Source organism: Pseudonocardia sp. TRM90224 (genome assembly GCF_021245725.1).
Taxonomy (GTDB): domain Bacteria; phylum Actinomycetota; class Actinomycetes; order Mycobacteriales; family Pseudonocardiaceae; genus Pseudonocardia.
The window spans coordinates 534,188-550,799 of sequence record NZ_JAJGSX010000003.1; the positions used below are offsets into that span (position 1 = coordinate 534,188).

18 protein-coding genes are annotated in these 16,612 nt (G+C 72.2%); 10 read left to right on the top strand and 8 right to left on the bottom strand.

The features are described from left to right. Positions 1-22: 22 nt before the first annotated feature. From LL648_RS06625 to LL648_RS06635, 3 genes are read left to right on the top strand one after another with little or no spacing between them, the layout of a single operon-like run. Complete coding sequence (locus LL648_RS06625; protein ID WP_232661511.1) at positions 23-775, top strand: alpha/beta hydrolase; 753 nt, start codon at positions 23-25, stop codon at positions 773-775. Then, on the top strand, positions 772-1,605 hold the full coding sequence (locus LL648_RS06630; RefSeq protein WP_232661512.1) for an NAD(P)H-binding protein: 834 nt from the start codon (positions 772-774) through the stop codon (positions 1,603-1,605). The genes LL648_RS06625 and LL648_RS06630 overlap by 4 nt, the downstream gene beginning before the upstream one ends. Beyond that, a complete protein-coding gene (locus tag LL648_RS06635; RefSeq protein WP_232661513.1) occupies positions 1,605-2,063 on the top strand; it encodes a nuclear transport factor 2 family protein in 459 nt (152 codons plus the stop codon). Before LL648_RS06630 ends, LL648_RS06635 begins: the two co-directional genes overlap by 1 nt. On the opposite strand, the gene LL648_RS06640 is transcribed toward LL648_RS06635, so the two are convergent. From LL648_RS06640 to LL648_RS06655, 4 genes are all read right to left on the bottom strand, one after another. Then, complete coding sequence (locus LL648_RS06640; protein ID WP_232661514.1) at positions 2,060-3,325, bottom strand: MFS transporter; 1,266 nt, start codon at positions 3,323-3,325, stop codon at positions 2,060-2,062. The two genes, LL648_RS06635 and LL648_RS06640, sit on opposite strands and share 4 nt — an antisense overlap. Beyond that, complete coding sequence (locus LL648_RS06645; RefSeq protein WP_232661515.1) at positions 3,322-3,771, bottom strand: MarR family winged helix-turn-helix transcriptional regulator; 450 nt, start codon at positions 3,769-3,771, stop codon at positions 3,322-3,324. The genes LL648_RS06640 and LL648_RS06645 overlap by 4 nt, the downstream gene beginning before the upstream one ends. A gap of 80 nt (positions 3,772-3,851) precedes the next feature. Continuing rightward, positions 3,852-4,394, bottom strand: a complete 543-nt coding sequence (locus tag LL648_RS06650) for a dihydrofolate reductase family protein (protein WP_232661516.1) — start codon at positions 4,392-4,394, stop codon at positions 3,852-3,854. Positions 4,395-4,417: 23 nt separating this feature from the next. Next, entirely contained in the window at positions 4,418-6,358 is a 1,941-nt protein-coding gene (locus tag LL648_RS06655) for a TPM domain-containing protein (protein ID WP_232661517.1), read from the bottom strand. Between the two features lie 117 nt (positions 6,359-6,475). Between LL648_RS06655 and yczE the strand changes: the two genes are divergently transcribed. Further along, a complete protein-coding gene (yczE, locus tag LL648_RS06660; protein ID WP_232661518.1) occupies positions 6,476-7,102 on the top strand; it encodes a membrane protein YczE in 627 nt (208 codons plus the stop codon). A 102-nt stretch (positions 7,103-7,204) separates the two neighbouring features. Here yczE and LL648_RS06665 read toward each other — a convergent pair whose 3' ends face one another. After that, positions 7,205-8,476 (bottom strand): multidrug effflux MFS transporter, encoded by a 1,272-nt coding sequence (locus tag LL648_RS06665; RefSeq protein ID WP_232661519.1) that lies wholly within the window; start codon positions 8,474-8,476, stop codon positions 7,205-7,207. 84 nt (positions 8,477-8,560) lie between these two features. Here LL648_RS06665 and LL648_RS06670 point away from each other — a divergent pair, with 84 nt between their 5' ends. From LL648_RS06670 to LL648_RS06680, 3 genes are read left to right on the top strand one after another with little or no spacing between them, the layout of a single operon-like run. Then, positions 8,561-9,721: a pyridoxal phosphate-dependent aminotransferase gene (locus tag LL648_RS06670; RefSeq protein WP_232661520.1), complete on the top strand. Its 1,161-nt coding sequence runs from the start codon at positions 8,561-8,563 to the stop codon at positions 9,719-9,721. Continuing rightward, a complete protein-coding gene (locus LL648_RS06675; protein WP_232661521.1) occupies positions 9,718-10,623 on the top strand; it encodes an NADP-dependent oxidoreductase in 906 nt (301 codons plus the stop codon). Before LL648_RS06670 ends, LL648_RS06675 begins: the two co-directional genes overlap by 4 nt. 19 nt (positions 10,624-10,642) lie before the next feature. Further along, positions 10,643-11,353, top strand: a complete 711-nt coding sequence (locus LL648_RS06680) for a DUF6882 domain-containing protein (protein WP_232661522.1) — start codon at positions 10,643-10,645, stop codon at positions 11,351-11,353. 76 nt (positions 11,354-11,429) lie between these two features. On the opposite strand, the gene LL648_RS06685 is transcribed toward LL648_RS06680, so the two are convergent. Further along, the gene (locus LL648_RS06685) at positions 11,430-11,696 is read right to left on the bottom strand and encodes a helix-turn-helix domain-containing protein (protein ID WP_232661523.1); all 267 of its coding nucleotides are present in this window, start codon (positions 11,694-11,696) and stop codon (positions 11,430-11,432) included. 32 nt (positions 11,697-11,728) lie between these two features. On the opposite strand from LL648_RS06685, the gene map reads away from it, so the two are divergent. Then, entirely contained in the window at positions 11,729-12,520 is a 792-nt protein-coding gene (map, locus tag LL648_RS06690; protein WP_232661524.1) for a type I methionyl aminopeptidase, read from the top strand. Then, entirely contained in the window at positions 12,520-13,395 is an 876-nt protein-coding gene (locus LL648_RS06695) for an MOSC domain-containing protein (RefSeq protein ID WP_232661525.1), read from the top strand. Before map ends, LL648_RS06695 begins: the two co-directional genes overlap by 1 nt. A 79-nt stretch (positions 13,396-13,474) precedes the next feature. On the opposite strand, the gene LL648_RS06700 is transcribed toward LL648_RS06695, so the two are convergent. Continuing rightward, a complete protein-coding gene (locus LL648_RS06700) occupies positions 13,475-14,059 on the bottom strand; it encodes a TetR/AcrR family transcriptional regulator (RefSeq protein WP_232661526.1) in 585 nt (194 codons plus the stop codon). Between the two features lie 89 nt (positions 14,060-14,148). Between LL648_RS06700 and LL648_RS06705 the strand changes: the two genes are divergently transcribed. Further along, positions 14,149-15,732: an acyl-CoA synthetase gene (locus tag LL648_RS06705; protein WP_232661527.1), complete on the top strand. Its 1,584-nt coding sequence runs from the start codon at positions 14,149-14,151 to the stop codon at positions 15,730-15,732. Here LL648_RS06705 and LL648_RS06710 read toward each other — a convergent pair. Next, positions 15,715-16,530: an SDR family oxidoreductase gene (locus LL648_RS06710; RefSeq protein WP_232661528.1), complete on the bottom strand. Its 816-nt coding sequence runs from the start codon at positions 16,528-16,530 to the stop codon at positions 15,715-15,717. The two genes, LL648_RS06705 and LL648_RS06710, sit on opposite strands and share 18 nt — an antisense overlap. Positions 16,531-16,612 lie beyond the last annotated feature (82 nt).

Genomic DNA, 16,612 nt, shown 5'->3' on the forward strand with positions numbered 1-16,612 from the left:
GCCGGCGTGGCATCGTCCGCCCGTGATCCATTCACGTCCCTTCCAGTTCTTCAACGGCGACGTCCCGCTGGCGGCGCGCATCCACCGCAACATCGACGACCTCGACGCGCGGCAGCCTGCGGTGCTGATCACCGGCTCGTGGCTGACCGTCAAGGAGCAGATGGCCGACCGCTACGCCGCGGAGCTCGCGGCGCGCGGGTACACCGCCATCACGTTCGACTTCGCGGGGTGGGGCGCCAGCGGCGGCGCTCCGCGCCAGGCCGAGCTGCCCACCCGCAAGATCGACGAGGGCTGGTTCCACGACACCACCACCGTCGCGCCGTTCTACGGCGGGCCGGACGGCGTCTCGATGCGGCTCGACCGCGCGAGCGAGGCGTTCGACCTCTACCAGAGCAACGGCGAGGTGCGCACCGTGCCGGCGTACGAGGCCGGCAACGACCGCGCCGGCATGTCGCTCGAGCTGCCCTACTACGCCGAACCCGGCCGTGGTGCCGTCCCGACCTGGCTGAACGAGATGGCCGAGTTCAGCTGGGCGTACTGGCTGACGTTCGACGGGCTGTCCGTGGCGCCGGCGGTGTCGACGCCCACGCTGTTCGTCCACGGCGACGGCTGCGTGCTGCCCGACAACGTGCGCACGGTGGCGGCCGCGCTCGGCGGGCCGGCCGAGGTCGTCTGGGCCGAAGGCGGCCAGATCGACTTCTACGACCAGGACGCCCAGGTGGCGCTGGCCGTCGACGCTGCCGACAGGCATTACCGCACTACCCTCGCGTCATGATCGTGGTAACCGGGGCGACCGGTCATGTCGGTGGTGAGCTCGTCCGGCAGCTCGCCGAGCGCGGGGAAGCGGCCCGGGCGGTCGTGCGCAAGCCGGACGCCGTGCTGCCCGAGGGCGTCGAGCTCGCCGTCGGCGATCTGAGCCGGCCCGACAGCCTGCGCGAGGCGTTTGCCGGCGCCGATGCGCTCTTCCTGCTCGCCGGCTACCCGGAGGCCGTACTGGACGAGGCCCGCGCGGCCGGCATCACACGTGTGGCGCTGCTCTCCGGGGGCTCGGCGGTCATCGAGGAGAGCGACAACGCCGTGTCCGAGTACATGATCGCCACCGAGAAGGCCGTGCGGGCCTCCGGGCTGGCGTGGACTTTCCTGCGCCCGGCCGGCTTCATGTCGAACACTTTGGAATGGGTGCCCCAGCTGGCGGCGGGGGATGTCGTGCGGGCGCCGTTCGCGGGTGTCCCGATCGCCGTGATCGACCCGGCCGACATCGCGGCCGTCGCGCTCGAAGCGCTGACGTCCGACGCCCATGCCGGGGTGGGGTACGCCCTGAGCGGCCCGGATCCGCTGGTGCCCGCCGACCGGCTGCGGATCCTCGGCGAGGTGCTCGGGCGCGACCTGCGGTTCGTGGCCGAGCCGGACGAAGAGGCGTGGGAGCGGATGACCGCGATCATGCCCGAGCGGTACGTCCGCGCGTTCTTCAGCTTCTACGTCGACGGGACGCTCGACGAGTCGGTTGTGCACCCGACCGTCGCCGAGGTCACCGGACGATCGCCACGCACGTTCGAACAGTGGGCTACGGCGCACGCCGACGCCTTCCGAGGAGAGCAGGGGTAGTGGACGACCCGACAACCGTGTTCACCCGCATGCTGCACGCCGTCGACGCGCTCGACTGGGCGACCGTGCGGGCGGCGTTCGCCGACACCGTCCGCGTCGACTACACCGAGCTCGCCGGCGGCGAGGTCGAGGATGTGGCCGCCGACGAGCTGATCGGCCGCTGGCAGTCGATCTTCCCGGGGTTCGGGGCGACGCAGCACATCACCGGCCCGTGCATCCTCACGCCTGAGGACAACGGTGTGGTCAGAGTGGATACCCACGTGCGCAGCTTCCACCGGATCGCCGACGCCGAGGGCGGCCCGATCTGGGGCGTCCACGGGCACTACCTCGCGCGGGTGCGCGCCGGGCTGATCACGGCGCTGACGCTGCAACTGTTCTACCAGGAGGGCAACATCGCCCTGCCCGCCCTCGCCACCGCCCGCGCGGCGCGGCCGGAGACGCAACGACAGCCACGCTAGGTGGTGGCGGGGCAGGGCTCCGGCTCTTCGACTGGGGCCGGCTTGCGCAGGCGGTGGCGCGCCACGGCCGCGCCGGCTGCCGCGACCAGACACGCCGCGGCGCCGAGCGCGAGCCCGGCCCGGCCGCCGAAGAGCTGGCTGACCACACCGGCGATCGGACCGCCGAGTGGCGTCGAGCCCAGGAACGCGACGGCCCACAGCGCCATCACCCGCCCCCGCATGTGCGGCTCGGACGCCAGCTGCAACGTGCTGTTGCCGATCGAGAGGAACGCGACGCTCGACGCGCCGACGAACGCCATCCCGATGAGCGCGACCACCAGGTTCGGGGCGAGCGCGACGGCGAGCATCGCGATGCCGAACGCCGTCGAGGCCGCGACCAGCGCGCCGAGCCCGGTGCGGCCGCGCGCGGCGACGCCGAGCCCGCCGACGATGGCGCCGGCCCCCATCGTCGCGGTCAGGAAGCCGTAGGTGCTGGCGTCGCCGCTGAACGTCTGCTGCGCCACGACGGGCAGCACCACCTGGAACTCGTAGGCCAGGCAGCCGACCAGCGCCATCATCAGCAGCGGGACCGCCAGCTCCGGCGTGCGCCGGACGTAGGCGAGGCCCTCACGCAGCTGGCCGGGCGCGCGCGGGGTCGGCACCGACGGGCGCAGCTCCGAGACGTCGAGCCGCAGCAGCGAGATCACGACGGCGACGAAGCTGGCCGCGTTGATCAGGAAGCACAGCGCCAGCCCGCCGGCCGCGATGACGAGCCCCGCGATGGCGGGCCCGACCGCGCGGGCGACGTTGACCAGTACCGAGTTGAGGCTCACCGCGTTGCGCAGGTCTTCCGGTCCGACCATCTCCAGCACGAACGCCTGCCGCGCGGGGTTCTCGAAGCAGTTGTTCATGCCGAGCAGGAACGCGAGCAGGTAGACGTGCCACAGCTGGGCGACGCCGGTGATCGTCAACAGGCCCAGCACCAGCGCGAGCACACCCATCGACGACTGCAGGGCGATCATCATCTTGCGCTTGTCCATGCGGTCGGCGACCACACCGGCGTAGGGGCCGAGCACGAGCGTCGGCAGGGTCTGCAGCGCGATCACGACGCCGAGCGCCGTCGCGGAGCCGGACAGCTCCAGCACGAGCCACGACTGCGCGATCGCCTGCATCCAGGTGCCGGCCAGCGAGATCGACTGGCCTGCGGTGTAGCGGCGGTAGTTCGGGTTGGCGAGTGCGGCGAACGTCTGACGGCCCAGCGTCTTGAGCGGGGTCAGGGTCATCGCCGGGCCTCCGGCGTGAGCGTCGTGGCGAGCGACTCCAGCGCCGAGAGCGCGGCCAGCAGCTGCGCGGCCTCGGCGTCGGAGAGCCCGGTCAGGTGCTCGCTCAGCAGGCGGGTGCGCTCGGCGCGCAGCCGCATGTGCAGCTCCTTGCCCGCCTCGGTGGTCTCGACGAACGCGGCGCGCCGGTCGTCCGGGTCGGGGCGGCGCAGCAGCAGCCCCGCGTCCTCCAGCTTGCCCACGATGCGCGACAGCATCGTGGGGTTGAGGCCTTCGATGTCGGCCAGCTCGCTGATCCGCAAGGGTCCGATCCGACCCACCGTGGCGAGCACCGACGTCTGCGCGCGCGAGAAGGTCTCACCGCGGGTCTGGCGATCGAGCTGGCGGGCGATGCGGGCGAGTGCGATGCGGAGCCGGGCGACGTCTTCTTCGTCGAAGCTCGCCGGCATGCAGTCTCCCAATTAGTTGCCTATCAGCAAGCATATACCTCCGGACGTGTTTCGGCCAGGTGAACGCCCTGCGGGTGCCGTCAGGTGGCGGGGACGTACCGGAGCAGACCGACGCCGTTGCTGTAGGTCTTCGCCTCGACGAGCGAGAGCGGGAGCGGGCCGTCGCCGCCGAAGAGCGGCACCCCCTTGCCGATCCAGATCGGGTTGACCTTGAGGACGACCTCGTCGAGCAGCCCGGCGTCGAGGATCGAGCGCGCGAGCACGCCGCCGCCGCACAGCCAGATGTCCTTGCCCGGCTGTTCCTTCAGCTCGGCGACGGTCTTCGCGGCGTCGCCGTCGACGAAGTGGATCTGCTCGCCCGACGGCAGGTCGAGCTTCCCGAAGACGTAGTTGACCAGCCCGAACTCCGTGTAAGACGGGTCGCCGGGCTTCGCGCCGAACGCGTAGCCGGCCTCGTAGGTGGCCCGGCCCATGAGCACGGTGTCGTAGTCGTCGGTCAGGCTGCCCAGGAAGTCGGGCAGGTGCTCCCCCTCGAACAGGAAGCCCTCGAAGCTACCGCCTTCCCCGGCGATGAACCCGTCGACGCTCGTTGCGACGTGGTAGACCACCCGGCGCATGTGCATGCCCCCATCCCGTTGTGGACGGGTCAGAACCGTCCGCCGAAGCCACGACGCCCGCGGCTGCTCGAGCCGCCGAAGCTACCTGGTGACCGGCGGGACCCGCCGCCGCCACCACCGCCACCGAACCCGCCGCCGCCGCGGGAGCCGGCGATGATGCCGCCGAGGATCAAGCTGCCCAGGTCGACCATGACGTCGCCGCCGACCCCACCGCCGGGGGCGGACCAGGTCGAGACCTCCGACTGCGCGATCTCCAGCGCCTGCCGCGCGTACTGGTCGGCGGCCTGGGCGTCGCCGAGCGCGCTCTCCGGATCGCTGCCCGACTCGGCGACCTGGAGGCGGCGCTGCGCCTCCGCGAGCCGGGTGCGGGCGTTGATGCCGACGGCGCCGCGGCGGGTCGCGACGAAGTCGGCCGCGGCTGCCACCGACGACCGCGCGGTGACCAGCGCCTTCTCCAGCGCTTCAGCGGCCCGCCGGGCGTGTGCCTGCGCGTCGCGGGCCTGCGCGATGCCCTTGTCGAGCGCGGCACCCGCCTCGGTGATGAGCCGCAGAGCCGCGAGCGGGTCGGGGATCGGTGACTTCTCCGCGGCCTCGGCCGCGGCGAGCGCCGCCTCCGCCCGCGCCACGACCGGCGCCAGCTCGGGGGACGCCATCGCCCGCGCCTCGGCGAGGTCCTGCTCCGCCTCGGCGCGCGCCCCCGCGATCCGGCCGGCGGCCTCGACGAGCTCGCCCTCCAGTCGGGGGATGCCGTCGAGCAGCGTCTCGGCCTGCGTGATCGCGTCCTCGGCCGCGCGACCGGAGACGACGGCGCCCGCCGCGCGCGCCGCCAGCTCGGCGCGGGCCTCGGCGACCTCGGTGCTCGCGGCGTCGAGCAGCTTCCCGGCCTGGTCGAGGTTGCCGGCGACCGCGTCGAGCGCGGAGGGTGCGTAGCGCTGCCGCAGCGCCGTCCACTGCGCCTCGACCTGCGGCAGCCGCGCGCTGACCGCGACGAGCCGCGCGCCGAGACCCTCGATGTACTCCGGCGCCTTCGCCTCCAGATCGCGCAGCCGGTCGAACGCTGCGACCTGCGCGTCGAGCCGCTCGTCGGCGCTGCGGCACGCCCTGATGATCTCGATCAGCATCGAGCGGCGGGTCGGCTCGTCCTCCGCGACCTCGTCGTCGAGCTGCTGGCGCAGGCCGAACCCGCGCAGCATGTCGGCGCGCGACTGCTCCAGCGCCGCCGTGAACTCCGCGACCGCCGCCTCGCCGAAGTGCGTTCGGGCGGCCGACAGCTCGGTCTCCGACGTGCGCACGGCGTCGTCGACGTCCAGCAGCGCCTGCGCGCTCCGGTAACCGAGGTCGTCGGTCGAGACGTCGGCGAACTCCCCGCCGGGGGTGGGCGCCGTGCCCTTCGGGCGGGGGGCGCCGGGCTGCGCCACCGCCTTGCGGCGCCTGCTGAGCAGGTACGCGCCCCCGCCGATGACGGCGACCCCGCCGACCACGGCGACGCCGATCCCGAGCGCGTTGCCGTTGCCGCCGCCGGTGCGCAGGCCGTCCGCCAGCGCAACCACCGCACCCGTCCAGTCGCCCTGCTTCAGCAGCGGCTCGACCTGCTCCGACCGCAGGTCGTCGAGCGCGGTCGTCGAGAGCGGGAAGTTGCCGGCGACAGAGACGCCGTAGGCCCTGTCGTCGACCGCGACGGCCATCAGCACGTCGGCGTCGCCGAGCTGCGAGAGCCGCGCCGACTCGTCGGCCCAGTCCTGCCCGCCGGCGTCGTCGAAGGAGCGGACGAACACGACGTACAGGTCGTACCCGCGCTCGGCGCTCAACTTGTCGATCGCCTCGTCGATGCGGGGGAGGCCCCCTTCGAGCACACCGGTGTGGTCGGTGACGGTCTCCTCGGCGCGCAGCGGCGGCTCGGCCAGCGCAGGGCCTGCGCCTGCGAGGAACAGGACGGCCAGTACCGCCGCCAGGGTGGACAACCGGCGCACGACGACCTCCGCAGATCGGGGACGGGCACCATCATGTCGGGTCGGCGCACCGCGCAGGCGGCCACCCGCCACGGATTGGCACTGGTCACCTCCTGGTACCCGCGCAGACTGGGAATCATGGCCGTCATCGACCTTCGACCGATCCCGTTCACCCGCGACCCGGCCAGGCGCTTCCCCCAGCTGCTCGGCGGCCTCGTGCTCTACGGGACGAGCATGGCGCTGATGATCAGGTCGACGCTCGGGCTCAACCCGTGGGACGTCTTCCACGAGGGCCTCACGCGGATCACCCCGCTCAGCTTCGGGGTGATCACCGCGATCACCGGGATCTTCGTGCTGTTGCTGTGGATCCCGCTCAAGCAGCGCCCCGGGATCGGCACCGTGGCGAACGTCTTGGTGATCGCCGGCGCGGTGGACCTCGCGCTGTGGCTCGTCCCCGTCGCGGAGGGGCTGGTGTGGCGGATCGTCATGCTCGTTGCCGGGGTCGTGCTGAACGCGCTCGCGACGGCCGCGTACGTCGGCGCGCGGCTCGGGCCGGGCCCGCGCGACGGCCTGATGACGGGCCTGCACGCGCGGACCGGGTGGTCGGTCCGGCTCGTTCGCACCGGGATCGAGCTCGCGGTGCTCGCGGCGGGCTGGCTGCTCGGCGGCACCGTCGGGGTCGGGACGGTGCTCTACGCGCTGGCCATCGGCCCGCTCACGCAGGCCTTCCTGCCGCTCGTCGCCGTGCGCACGAACGACCGCTGACCGCGGGCCTGTGAGGGCAGGAAAGCCACTTTCCTGCTCTCACAGGGCCTGAAAGTGGCTTTCCTGCCCTCCCGCCGGAGGCGGGGAGGGACAAGCACGGGGTCAGTGCGCGAAGGCGGGTTCCAGCTCGTCGCCGTCGATGCTCTCCAGCTCCCACGGCCGCACGACGGTCACGAGCACGGTGAGCGCGACGATCAGCCCGCCGGAGACGACGAGCCCCATCGCGACGGCGCTGTTGCCCAGCACGCCGACCATCGGGGAGACGATCGCCCCGACCCCGAATTGGACGGCGCCCAGCAGCGCGGCCGCGGTGCCCGCAGCCTCGCCGTGGCGGCCCAGCGCCAGCGCCGGCGCGTTCGGCAGCGCGAGCCCGACGGTGAACAGCACGAGCCACAGCGGGATCACCAGGCCGACGAGGCCGCCGACGCCGGTCACCGCGGCACCGAGCAGCACGAGCCCGGCCACCGTCCCCGAGCCGACCGCCGCGAGCAGCAGCTGGCGCGGCTCGAAGCGGCGCAGCAGGTAGGCGTTCAGCTGGGTGGCGGCGATCAGCCAGAACGCTCCGGCGCCGAACAGCAGCCCGAACTGCTGCTGGTTGAGCCCGAACTGCTCCTGGAAGACGAACGACGAGCCGGCGATGTACCCGAACAGCCCGGCCATCGTCAGCCCGGCGACGAACACCAGCCCGACGAACGTCCGGTCGTGCAGCAGCCCGGCGTAGGTGCGCAGGGTCGCGCCGATGGTTGCGCTGCGGCGCCGTTCGGGCGGCAGCGTCTCCTTCAGCGTCCGCGCGGCGATCGGGATGATCACCAGACCGTAGAGCGCGAGGAAGGCGAACACGCCGCGCCACGAGGTCAGGCGCAGCAGCTCGCCGCCGATCGTGGGGGCGATGACGGGCGCGGCACCCATCACGAGGATGAGCCGCGAGAGCAGCGTGGCGGCCTGCCGGCCGGTGAAGAGGTCGCGCACGATCGCCATGGCGACGACCGCCCCGGCCGCGGCGCCGATGCCCTGCAGGACGCGCAGCCCGCCCAGCACGGCGACGTTCGGCGCGAGGGTGATCAGCAACGAGGCCAGCACGTGCAGGCTCGCGCCGATCAGCAGCGGGCGGCGGCGCCCGAGCGCGTCGGAGAGCGGCCCGATGATCAGCTGGCCGAGCGCGAGGCCGATGAGCGTGCCGGTGAGCGTGAGCTGGATCGTCGCCGAGGTGGTCAGCAGATCCGCCGTGATCGTCGGCAGTGCCGGGAGGTACATGTCGATCGTGAGGGGGCCGAGCGCGATCAGCGCGCCGAGCACGACGATCAGCGTGACCCGCTGCCTCCGTGTCTGCGGCCCGACCGGTGCCTGCACGAGCCGTTCAGGAGTCAGAGTCACGGGTGGATCAAGACGATCCGGCCTGGTCTTTGTTCCCGCCTGTGAGCCGTGCCACCGCCGACGGCGGCCTACTACGGTGCATGCATGCTGGTCGAGCGGATGCGTCCGTACACGTCGACGATCTTCGCCGAGATGTCGGCGCTCGCCCTCCGCGCCGGGGCGATCAACCTGGGGCAGGGCTTCCCCGACACCGACGGCCCGCCGTCGCTGCTCGCCGACGCCGCGGCGAACATCACCGGCGGGATCAACCAGTACCCGCCGGGCCCGGGCATCCCGCAGCTGCGCGCCGCAGTCGCCGAGCACCAGCGCCGCTTCTACGGGCTCGAGGTCGACCCCGAGCACGTCCTGATCACCACCGGCGCCACCGAGGCGATCGCGGGCGCGGTGCTCGGCCTGTGCGAGCCCGGCGACGAGGTGGTCGCCTTCCAGCCCTACTACGACTCCTACGGTGCGACGATCGCGCTCGCCGGCGCCACGATGCGACCGGTCGCGCTGCGCCCCCCGACGTTCGACTTCGACCCCGACGAGCTGCGGGCCGCCTTCTCCGACCGCACCCGGCTCGTGCTGGTCAACACGCCGCACAACCCGACCGGCGCCGTCTTCTCCGCCGAGCGGCTCGCGCTGATCGGGCAGCTCGCCGCCGAGCACGACGCGATCGTCGTCGTCGACGAGGTCTACGAGCACATGGTGTTCGAAGGCGCCGAGCACGTGCCGATGGCGAGCCTGCCCGGGATGGCGGAGCGCACGCTGACGATCTCCTCAGCGGGCAAGACGTTCTCCGTGACCGGTTGGAAGGTCGGCTGGGTGCACGGGCCGCCGGAGCTGGTGGCGGCGGTGCGGGCGGCGAAGCAGTTCCTGACCTACGTGAGCGGCGCGCCGTTCCAGCCGGCGATCGCGAACGCGCTCGCGCTGCCCGACTCCTTCTACACCGACCTCGCCGGTGGTCTGCAGCGCAAACGCGACCTGCTCTCCGACGGCCTGCGCGCCGCCGGGTTCACCGTCTACCCGACCGCCGGCACGTACTTCGTCGTCACCGACGTCGCACCGCTCGGGATCACCGACGGCGCCGAGTTCTGCTGGCGGCTGCCCGAGCTGATCGGCGTCGCCGCCGTGCCGGTCTCGGTGTTCTGCGCCGACCCCGAGCTCGGGCGGACGCTCGTGCGCTTCGCGTTCTGCAAGCGCGATGAAGTACTGACAGAGGCGGTGTCCCGGCTCGCCGGGCTCCGGACGGCGGTGGGGGCATGAAGGCGTACGGGTTCGTCGCAGCCGGGGGGCCGGAGGGCGAGCGGATGTTCGACGTGCCGGTGCCCGTCGCGGGGCCTGGCGAGCTGCTGGTCCGGGTGCGTGCGGCCGGCGTCAACCCCGGCGATTGGCGGATGCGCTCCGGGTCCTACGGCGTCGAGCCGCCGGCAGTGCTGGGGCGGGAGGTCGCGGGGACCGTCGAGCAGGTCGGGCCGGACGTCACCGGCTTCGCGATCGGCGACGAGGTCTTCGGCGGCACCCCAGGCATGACCGGCGGTTGGGCAGAGCACTCGCTGGTGATCGCCGGGTTCGCCGCGCACCGGCCGGAGGCCGTCTCGCCTGCCGCCGCGGCGGCGCTGCCGGTCGCTGCCGGCACGGCGTACGACGCGCTCGACCAGCTCGGGCTGGCGCAGGGGCAGACGCTGCTGGTCAACGGGGCCGGCGGCGGCGTCGGAGTGGCTGCCGTGCAGCTCGCCGTCGCCCGCGGGATCACGGTCGTCGGCACCGCGAGCCCGGGCAAGCACGAGCTCCTGGCCGGTTTCGGTGCGGTTCCCGTCGCGTACGGCGACGGCGTGGTGGACCGGGTGCGGGCGGCCGCGCCGCAGGGCGTGGACGGTGTGTTCGACCTGGTCGGCGGGGGCGCGTTGCGGGCCGTCGCCGAGCTGCTCGCCGAGCGGTCGAGGCTCTACACCGTCGCCGACCGGGAACTCGTCGCCGAGTTGGGTGGGAGAGGCGTCGAAAGGGATCGCAGCACCGCCGTGCTCAGCACGCTCGCCCAGCTGGTCGCCGACGGCGTCCTCGATCCGCTCGTCACGGAGACCCGACCGCTTGCGGAGGCCGGAGCCGCGCTCGCGGCCGTCGAGAGCGGCCACGCTCGGGGCAAGGTCGTGCTGGAGATCGGGTGATCGCGCTACCGTCCGACATGTGACGCAGCCGCTCAATCTTGTCGACGTCCTCGACGACGCAGCGCTGATGTCGCTCGAGCACCAGATCCACCTCTCCGAGGTGCTCGGCGAACACCAGTGGTTCGTCGACCTCGAGGAGGAGCGCTTCTCCTTCACCGGAGCGCGGACCTTGATCTGCACCGGCGTCCACCTGCTGGGCAGCGCGGCCCCCGGTCCCCGCTCGTGGCTGTGGAGCTGGGCGAACCCCGCCGGGTACAGCCCGCGGATCGTCGGGGTGGCCGAGTCGGTGCGCGAGTTCGGCCGGACGAACGGCGTGTCGGAGCTGTCGTCGCCCGAGGTGCCGTTCGACATGGTGCCGGGCAGCAACGGCGACCCGGCGTCCGTCGCGCGGGTGATGGTGGAGGCCGCGAAGGTCGTGACCGGGCGCTGGACGTCCTACACCGGCGACGCCGGGCACGGCACGAACGCGGCGTTCCTGATCGAGCACCCCGACTTCCTGCTGCCGGCGCCCGAGCCGGCGCGGATCCTGCGCGTGCTGCACCAGGGCCTCGCCGAGGTGCCCATGATCGACCACCGCCGCGCCGTGCACAGCTACTCGGTGCGTCGCGGCCTGCCCTCGACGTTCTCGGCCGACTTCAGCCAGCTGGTGCTCACCGGTCAACGGTTCACCATCACCGTCTCGTTCGACCCGCAGGGCCGGATCGCGCACATCACCGCCGGCCAGACGTAGAAGTTCCCCACCGTTTTGCCAACCTGCACACCCAAAACGGTGTGCAAGTTGGCAAAACGGTGGGGAGGTTTGCGCCTCAGCCGGCTTCGCGGGTGGGCAGGCGTGGTGTGGTGGCCTCCACCAGCCGGTCGAGGGAGAGGTCGAGCGCCGTCGCGAGCGCCGAGACGGTGAAGAAGGCCGGCGTGGGGATCCGGCCGGTCTCGATCTTGCGGAGGGTCTCGGCCGAGATCCCCGCCGCGGCGGCGACGTCACCGAGGCTGCGCTCGGCCCGTGCCTCACGGAGGAGGGCGCCGAGCCGCTCCCCGCGCCGGCGGTCGGCAGGGGTGAGGGGGACGCGAACCATGGCGCCAATAGTAATACCGGCATAGTCGACGTGTGATCGAGCTGAAGACACCATCGGAGCTGGACGCGATCGGGGCCGCCGGGAAGATCGTCGGCGACGTGCTGACCGCCGTTCACGACCATGCCGCGCCGGGCCGCTCGCCGCGCGGGCTCGACGACATGGCCGCCGACCTGATCGCCGCCGCAGGCGCGACGCCGACCTTCCTCGGCTACCACCCGCAGTGGGCGCCGCAGCCGTACCCGGCGGTGACGTGCGCCAGCGTCAACGACGCCGTCGTGCACGGCATCCCCGGCCCGACCCCGCTCGCACCTGGTGACCTGCTCAGCGTCGACCTCGCCGTGCACATCGACGGTTGGTGCGCCGACGCCGCGTTCAGCATGGTGATCGGGGACGACCCCGACCCCGCCGACGTCGAGCTGGTCGCGACGACGGAACGGGCGCTCGCCGCCGGGATCGCAGCTGCGCGGCCCGGCGCGCGGATGGGCGATGTCGCCAATGCGATCGGCAAGATCGGCCGGGCCGGCGGCTACGGGTTGCTCGCCGACCACGGCGGGCACGGCGTCGGGCGGACCATGCACGAGGCACCGCACGTCCCGAACGAGGGCAAGGCGGGCCGTGGCCTCACCCTTCGGTCGGGTCTGGTGATCGCGATCGAGCCGATGCTGATCGCCGGCGGGCGCGACCGCTACCGCCACGACCCCGACGGCTGGACGTTGCGCACGTCCGACGGCAGCCGCGCGGCGCACACCGAGCACACGATCGCCATCACGGAAGATGGTCCGCGGGTGCTGACGGCGAACCGCCCGCATGCTAAGACCGGGTGATGTCGGTCACGGCGATCCACCGCTACCCGGTCAAGTCGATGCTCGGCGAGTCGCTCGAACGGTGCCGCGTCGGGCGCGGCGGCATCCCGGGTGACCGCGCATACGCGCTGGTGGACGTGGAGACCGGCACCGTCGCGAGCGCGAAGGTCCCGCGCCGCTGGGCGGCGCTGCTCGACTTCTCCGCCCGCTACCTCGTCGAGCCGGAGCCGGACTCCGCACCGCCGGACGTCGAGATCACGTTCCCGGACGGTTCCGTGCACACCAGCGCCGACGCCGACATCGACGCCGCACTCTCGGCCGTGGTCGGCCGTGCCGTCCACCTGACCTCGAAGCGTCCTGAAGACGGCAGCTTCGAGGAGCTGTGGCCGGAGATCGACGGCCTCGCCCCGGAAGGGCTGATCGGCGGGACGACCACCCGCACCGAGGTGTCCGGCGAGCCGATCAGCAGCTTCGCCATCGCGATGATGGCGCAGGAGTCGACGGCGTTCTTCGACCTGGCGACCGTGCACGTGCTCACCGAATCGACCCTCGCGCAGCTGCGCGCCCTCGCGCCCTCGGCGACGTTCGACGTGCAGCGCTACCGCCCCAACTTCGTGCTCGACGACGCCGGTGACGGCTTCGCGGAGAACACCTGGATGGGGCGCACGCTCACGATCGGCGCCACCCGGGTCAGCGTCTCGATCCCGACGATGCGGTGCGTCATGACGACCCTGGCCCAGGGCGATCTGCCCCGAGACGCCGAAACGCTGCGCACGATCGCCAAGCACAACCGCATCGAGATCCCGGAGATGGGCAAGTGGGCCTGCGCGGGCGTCTACGGCGAAGTCGAGACGCCCGGCGAGGTCGGCGTCGGGAACCCCCACCACCTCACGTAGCCCGAACTTCCCCACCGTTTTGCCTATTTGCACACCCCGCAGGGCGTGCAGGTTGGCAAAACGGTGGGGAAGTTTCGGGTCAGGGGGTCGGGAGGCCGGCGGTGAGTTGTTCTATTGCCGATCCGATGAGTCGGCCCAGGGGGCGGGGGTCGGGATGCCGCCACTCCTCGATTGCGACCCGGATCGCGGTTCCGACTGCCGCTGCGGCCAGCCGCTGGTAGAACGGGTCGGCGCCGGTCCGCTCGCCGATGACCTCCGCGATGCTCTCCTCGGCCAGCACGCTCGCCTTGAGGAACTCGGCGTAGACGGCCGGGTGCGCCGCCACCACCCCGATGTCCTCCGCCCACGACGGGTCCGGGAGGTGCTCGTCCCCGCCGAAGTAGGTGGTGGCGACCGTTGCGATCGCGACCCAGAGCGGGACGTCCGCCGGCTGCTCGTGGAGCTTCCGCGCGAGCTGTTCGAGGTGGTGGCGGTGCCGGTGCGCGACCGCCTCGGCCTTGCTCGTGAAGTAGTTGTTGAACGTGCGCGGCGAGACCCCCGCGGCGGTGGCGATGTCGTCCACCAGCACGTTCTCGTACCCGCGCTCGACGGTCAGCCGCAGCGCGGCCCGGCAGAGCGCCTCCCGGGTGGCGGCCTTCTTGCGTTCCCGCAGACCGTCGGCCATGGGGAACGGTAGCGCCGAACTTGCGTGCCGCGTAAGACTGCGTGCCGCGCAACTTTGTCGGATCGGCGTCGAGTTGGCACGATCCGCGCATGTCCTTCACCTCCGACACCCAGGCCGCGATCGCCATGGCCCGCCAGCACGCGGTCGGCGACCTGCTCCGGCGCACGGCCCGGCGGTATCCCGGCAAGCTCGCGGTGGTCGCCGGGGAGCTGCGGGTCACCTATGCCGAGTTCGACGTCGCCGTGAACCGGTGCGCCAACGCGCTCGCGGGGCGCGGGCTCGCGAAGGGCGACCGGTTCGCGTTGCTCTCGCACAACTGCTGGCAGTACGCCGTGCTCGCTTTCGCGACGGCGCGGCTCGGGGTCGTGCTGGTGCCGGTCAACTTCATGCTTGGCGCCGAGGAGGTCGCGTTCATCCTGCGGCACTCCGGCGCGACCGGGATGGTCGCCGAGGACGCGCTGGTCCCGACCGCGGAGAAGGCGCTGGCGAGCGCCGGTGTCACCGACGGCATCCGTGGGTGCATCGGCGCGGCGGCGGACGGCTGGGAGGACGTCGACGACTGGTGGACCGTCGGCCACGCGCACGACCCCGAGGTCGCCGTCGCCGACGACGACCCGCTGCGGCTGATGTACACGAGCGGAACCGAGTCGCGACCGAAGGGCGTGATGCTGTCGAGCCGCTCGCTCGTCGCCCAGTACGTGAGCTGCGTGATCGACGGCGGGATGAGCGCCGACGACATCGAGGTGCACTCGCTGCCGCTATACCACTGCGCGCAGCTCGACTGCTTCCTCTCCGTCGACGTCTACCTCGGCGCGACGAGCATCATCCTGCCCGCGCCCGACCCGGCCGCGATCCTCGCGACGATCGAGCGGGAGCGGGCCACGAAGCTCTTCTGCCCGCCGACCGTGTGGATCGCGTTGCTGCGCCACCCGGACTTCGCGAGCCGCGACCTGTCGTCGCTGCGCAAGGGCTACTACGGGGCGTCGGCCATGCCCGTCGAGGTGCTGAAGGAGCTGCAGCAGCGGCTGCCGGACGTCGAGTTCTGGAACTTCTACGGCCAGACCGAGATGGCGCCGCTCGCGACGATCCTGCGCCCGCACGAGCAGCTCTCGCACGCCGGGAGCGCCGGCCGGGCCGCTGTGAACGTCGAGACGATGCTGGTCGATGACGACAACGAGCCGGTGCCGGTCGGGGCGGTCGGCGAGATCGTGCACCGCAGCCCGCACGCCGCGCTCGGCTACTACGAGGACGAGGAGAAGACCGCCGCGGCCTTCAGGGGCGGCTGGTTCCACTCCGGCGACCTCGGCGTCATGACGGAGGACGGCTACCTCTCCGTCGTCGACCGCAAGAAGGACATGATCAAGACGGGTGGCGAGAACGTCGCGAGCCGCGAGGTCGAGGAGGCGATCTACCAGCTCGACGGGGTCGCCGAGGTGGCAGTGTTCGGGATCAGCCACCCGCACTGGATCGAGGCCGTGACGGCCGTCGTCGTGGTGAAGGACGGCGCCCGGCTCACCGAGGACGCAGTTCACGCGCACGCGCGCGAGCACCTCGCGGGCTACAAGCGGCCCAAGTACGTCGTCTTCGCGGACGCGCTGCCCAAGAACCCCAGCGGCAAGATCCTCAAGCGCGCGCTCCGCGAAGAGCACGGTGGTCTAGCGCAGGACGGCTGAGACCGCCTCGCGCAGCGACGTCGCCGGGCGGCCGAGCAGCTTCTCCAGGTCGTCCGACGGCTCGGCGAACAGGCCCGTCGCGATGAAGCCGTAGAGGAAGGCGGGAAGGCCCTCCAGCTCCTCGACCGGCACCTGCCGGTAGGCGACGGGCTTGCCGGCGACGTCGCCGACGGTTGCGGCGAGCTCGGCGAGCGTCCACACCGGGCCGCGCAGCTCGTAGACCGCGCCCACGTGCCCGTCGCCGGTGAGGGTGGCGGAGGCGGCGAGCGCGAGGTCGCGGATGGTCGCGAAGTTCACGGGCTGCCCCGCGTCGGCCGCGACCAGCTCGCCCGATTCGACGTTCTCCTGGAGGCCCGGGTTGACCAGCGACTCCGTGTAGAACGTGTTGCGCAGCAGCGTGTGCGGCAGGCCGGAGTCGCGCAGCAGGCCCTCGGTGCGGGTGTGGTCGGCCAGGAAGCCCGGGCCGTCCTGTGCGCCGATCGCGCTGGTGTAGACGATCCGCCCGACGCCCGCGGCCTTCGCGGCGTCGACGACGTTGCCGTGCTGGCGCGGCCGCACGCCGGGAGTGATGTCCGGCGACGAGACGAACAGCAGCACGTCCGCGCCGGCGAACGCCTTTTCGAGCGAGGCGGGGTCGTCGTAGTCGCCCGCCCGGACCTCGACCCCTCTGTCGGCGAGCTCCTGCGCTTTCGCGGGGGTGCGCGCGACGGCCACGAGCTCGCTCGCCGGCACCCGCTCCAGCAGGTCGTTGATGACGATCTTGCCGAGATTCCCGGTGACTCCGGTGACGACGATCATCGAATGCTCCTCGTGAGTGGTGCTGATACCGGGAGCGAACGTATGCTCGGTACTCACCGTTGGTAAGTACGTACCTTGTGGT